This window comes from Streptococcus sp. 27098_8_76, from assembly GCF_041432315.1.
Taxonomy (GTDB): domain Bacteria; phylum Bacillota; class Bacilli; order Lactobacillales; family Streptococcaceae; genus Streptococcus.
The window spans coordinates 1-3,969 of the sequence record NZ_JAPVZI010000026.1; the positions used below are offsets into that span (position 1 = coordinate 1).

4 protein-coding genes are annotated in these 3,969 nt (G+C 43.2%); all 4 read left to right on the top strand.

All coding sequences use genetic code 11. The features are described 5' to 3' along the window. The first annotated feature begins 252 nt into the window (after positions 1-252). Positions 253-651 (top strand): hypothetical protein, encoded by a 399-nt coding sequence (locus tag O3636_RS10560; RefSeq protein WP_371643097.1) that lies wholly within the window; start codon positions 253-255, stop codon positions 649-651. Further along, positions 635-913, top strand: coding sequence for a hypothetical protein (locus tag O3636_RS10565; RefSeq protein ID WP_371643099.1), 279 nt, complete (start codon positions 635-637; stop codon positions 911-913). The genes O3636_RS10560 and O3636_RS10565 overlap by 17 nt, the downstream gene beginning before the upstream one ends. 87 nt (positions 914-1,000) lie before the next feature. Further along, a complete protein-coding gene (locus tag O3636_RS10570; protein ID WP_371643101.1) occupies positions 1,001-2,470 on the top strand; it encodes a replication initiation factor domain-containing protein in 1,470 nt (489 codons plus the stop codon). Next, positions 2,457-3,650, top strand: a complete 1,194-nt coding sequence (locus tag O3636_RS10575) for an FtsK/SpoIIIE domain-containing protein (protein WP_371643103.1) — start codon at positions 2,457-2,459, stop codon at positions 3,648-3,650. The genes O3636_RS10570 and O3636_RS10575 overlap by 14 nt, the downstream gene beginning before the upstream one ends. The last annotated feature ends 319 nt before the right edge of the window (positions 3,651-3,969 follow it).

A 3,969-nucleotide genomic window follows, 5' to 3' on the forward strand; every position in this document is an offset into this window, starting at 1 on the left:
AAAAAAAAAGAACGTATAATAGTTTTAGGGAAGAACTAGCTTACCTTGACGTTACTTTTTAAAAGTGCTAAAATTATAAGAAAGCATTACCAAAAAAAAGAAAAAGGACGTCTATCGCCGGCAAGCTGATTCAACGTCCTCATCTAATTCTTATTAGATTCTATCAGAAAAGACCGAAAAGGTCAAGTGGATTGGACTAAATAAGAAACAAGACGAGGGCGCCCTAGATAATTATCTGGAGGGCCTTTTATTTTGGCAAATAATAAAAATAACGATTGGAAGACGTTTCTTCCTACGCAAACAAGTTCAAAAGAGAGTTTTACTCTTATTGTTCAATATCCTGGAACTACTCCAGTGCAGTATTTTCCCAAGTTAAAAAATCCTGATGGCTCGAACGTGATCGGGGCGGACGGAAGACCGCAACGTTCACAAGAGCCACAAGGCTGGACGTATCTGCTCACACACTTTGGAACTGGTGACCGTGTCAGAGTTGTTTTTGATGGAAAGTATGACCTCAGCCCAGGGGCTCTTTATGAGCTTCAAGCGTCAGGCTATCACTTTAGCAAAGACCACTCTTACTACTTGGACGAGCTCGAAGCTCTTTCTGTTGCTCATAATTTTGCAGGTAGCCAAAATGATAACAACAAGTAAAGACGGTTGGTGCGATAGGTCAGACGCTGAGATTTTGAACAGTCTGAAAGACTGGGTTTCAAGATGTGATGTGAAGTATGTCAAAAGTGATGCCTTGAAAAAGATTGATTCTGCTTTTGCTTTGTGGGGTGGCGGTCGATATGTTGAAGCCGTGCACCTGCTAGAGGAAAACAAAGTTTTTCTAGAAAAATCTGATTGGCCTTACTATGCGTTAGGTATTCAGATTTTGAGAGCTAGAAAACACGAGTTTTTCAATGAATAACGAGAATTTCCAGGGGAGCCCGAAAGGGCGAACCTGGACCCCCCGTTATGATAATTATGGGGGGTTCAAGGACAAACGGGTGTTTTTATGAAAAAAGAAAAAAATTTAAACAATGTTTTGAAAGATGTTCTGAATGTGTCTATTGACTACTTGAACGTGGTTTTTACGTCTGACCTAATTTGGGACGGTGACGAGGTTGTTTCTCCTCGGTTTGCTTTCCTTGATTTTTTGGGGTTGGATTTAGTTAGTGGCTCTTTTTCTGAGGGAAAAGGGATTTATGGATATAACGAAAGTGTTCGCTCTGATGGTGTAATTATTGCGTGGAAAGCTGACAATTCTAGCATTTTATACTCATTTTCAGGTATTGGTTGCGCTCGTCTTGGCTTGAGCGATAAAGATTTTTTAGTGAAAGTGATGAAATACATTGAGCAAAATGGGGGCTGGATTTCGCGCATTGATATAGCCCTGGACGTTGCAAACAATACTATTTTCCCTTTGTCTAAAATGATTGAAAAGCTTGAAAATCAAGAGTTTACAAGCAAGAAAAGACGTTTTAACCGATTTGATGAAAGAGATGCAACGGGTAACTTGCTAGGTTCTACCGTGTATTTTGGTAAAAGTCGGGCTGACGTAGGAAGCAAGGGAAACGTCTATTTAAGAGCTTATCGCAAGGACTTAGAGCTTATCTCTAAAGGCGAGCAGTTGCCTGCTTGGGCAGATGGTTGCGATACTATAGAGCGTTTTGAGTTATCTTTCAACGGTAGAAGTAAAACCGAACTTGTAAGACGGGAGATTATAGTCAAAAAAGGCGAGTTATTGCCTTTGCATTTGGCTTTGCTTGCTGACGTTGTGACTTTTAAAGTTCCGCCACAAGGTAAGGACAAGAAAAAAAGTCGTTGGGAAGTTGATCAGTCCTGGCTCAACTTCCTAAGTCAGCAAAAAGCTACACAACACGAGTTGAAAGAGCCTGAACCTGGCTTAAATGATATAAAATCAATGCTGAGTTGGCTTCATCGTTCTGTTGCTCCGTCATTGTCTCTTTTAGCTAAAATAAGCGAAGAAAAAGACATAGATTTTTGGAAAATCTTGCAAAATGAAACTCATTTAAGAGAGTTGAACTATGAGCAAGAATCTTTAAAATCTCATAAAAGCATTGAAGAGATAGACAGTAAGACGCTAGAAAAAATAGTGAAAATCCTTCTAAGTGGTCAAAGCTCCTATGTTTCTAATCCTGAAGAGTGGGAAGAAATAGATATGGAGCAGAGACTTAAGGAGCTGGAAGAGCTGAAAAGGAAGAGGGAAGAAGCTGAAGCGGAGCGAAGAAGACAGGCTAAGGAAAAAAGAAAGTTAGCTACTGACCAAGTTAATGAAAGAGTTAAAAAAATTAAAAACAGACTAGAGAAAAAAACTGAGAAAGAACGTCAGAAGCTGGAGAGAGCAAAACAGAGATTAGCGAAACAAAAAGAAAAGTTAGAGCTAGAAAGAGAGAAAATGAGAAGAAAAATCATAAGAGAGCTGAAAAGGGAAGCTAAGGAGAAAGGAGATGAGAAAGTTTGAGCTAGTAGAGGGCTCTTTCCAGGAGCAGGGCGCTTCTAAGTGGCGCACCTGGTGGAGCCGTTGGGGCTATTATAAGCGCTTTGGAGTGCTGAACGGGTGGAAGCTCCTGAAACTCCGTGAAGCTCTGACACGTGCTTTTTTAGACGTGCAGTCAGTAAATCCAATGCTGAAAACCACTCTTGTTGGTGTGCCCTGGATTGAGCTACTAGCAAGGGATGGTGTGTTAGAGGTCAAAATTGAAAGACTTCCTGGACTTGATGAAGACGAAAAACTTGCTGAACTTATCTCAGTAGCGACAAGAAAAGACTGGGAAGCCTTTGAGGTGGTGGACTTTTGGCGAGAGCCTGGGGGCGTTTATTCGGTCTTTATCCTTGAGGACGTGGGGTCTGATAAGCGTTTAGACGTGACCTCTGTTATTTCCTCTGCGGTGCCTTTTAAGATTGTTCTGCAAAAGGGGCTTAGTGTCGATTTTGAAAAGTCTCCAGGTCTCGGCTTGTTTGGTAAGTCAGGAGCAGGGAAAACAACAACGCTTCTTGCTTTCCTGGCTCAATTCTTAGCAGGTGGCTCCCAGGTTTACCTGGTAGATGGTAAGAATGAGCTTCAGGCTCTCTCTAACGTCTTGCAACGTGCTTCTGGAGTCTCTGACGTCCTTTCTATGCTTGGCTATGTTGTAGCTCAAATGGAGCAGAGAGAAGCCTTCCTCGGTAAAGAGGGAGCACGTCAGCAACGTCTAGGGCTGAAAGCTAGCGAGGTGGGGCTTACTCCGCTAGTGGTCGCCATCGATGAGCTCGGGGCTCTTGTCGCTTCTGCGCAAGCAAAAGAAAAAGCAGAGCTGATCGCTTTGCTTACTCAGATAGCCTTAAAAGGTCGCTCAAGTGGCGTTATTCTTGTAGTTGCTTCGCAGTTTGCTAGCGTGGACACTATCCCGAATGCCGTGAGGTCGCAACTATCGACAAAAATTCTTCTCGGCTCTGCACCTGCTGAACTGGTGCGAATGGTGTTCCCGACGTCAAGCCCTGGAGCTCGCTCTGCTCGTCAGTTTGAAGGCTTTGTCTACATAGACGGACAGCGAGGACGTGAGCCGAGCCGTTATCAGGTTCCAGCTCTCGGAAAATTGGAAAATGTTTCTAAATGGGGGGGCTTTGTAGTGGCTTTGGATACAGAAAGGGCACTAGTCTAGACCCTTTACAAGTGGACTTGGCAAGGTAGGCTTGTGACCGCCAGCCGAAAGGCTGAAAGACTTTCGGGGGTCGGGCTTGCCTAAGACCGTCGCCAAGAGGCACCACTTGTAGAAGGGTGCCCGAAACGGGGGGAAAACCCTGTAAAAATGGCTTTTTCCAATTTCCCGTTAATTTGGCGTTTTAGAGAAGTTTTAGGGGTATCGTACCAGGACGAGCTTCAAGCGAAAATAAAGCTGATTTTCTTTGTTCTCTACAAGAAAATGAAAAAAATGAAAAAATAAAAAAATGGAGTGATGGGGATTTCACGTCCATTTGCGC

Coding starts and splice junctions, on each gene's coding strand:
- O3636_RS10565 (WP_371643099.1), top strand. CDS start 635: ATGATAACAACAAGTAAAGACGGTTGGTGCGATAGGTCAGACGCTGAG.
- O3636_RS10570 (WP_371643101.1), top strand. CDS start 1,001: ATGAAAAAAGAAAAAAATTTAAACAATGTTTTGAAAGATGTTCTGAAT.
- O3636_RS10575 (WP_371643103.1), top strand. CDS start 2,457: ATGAGAAAGTTTGAGCTAGTAGAGGGCTCTTTCCAGGAGCAGGGCGCT.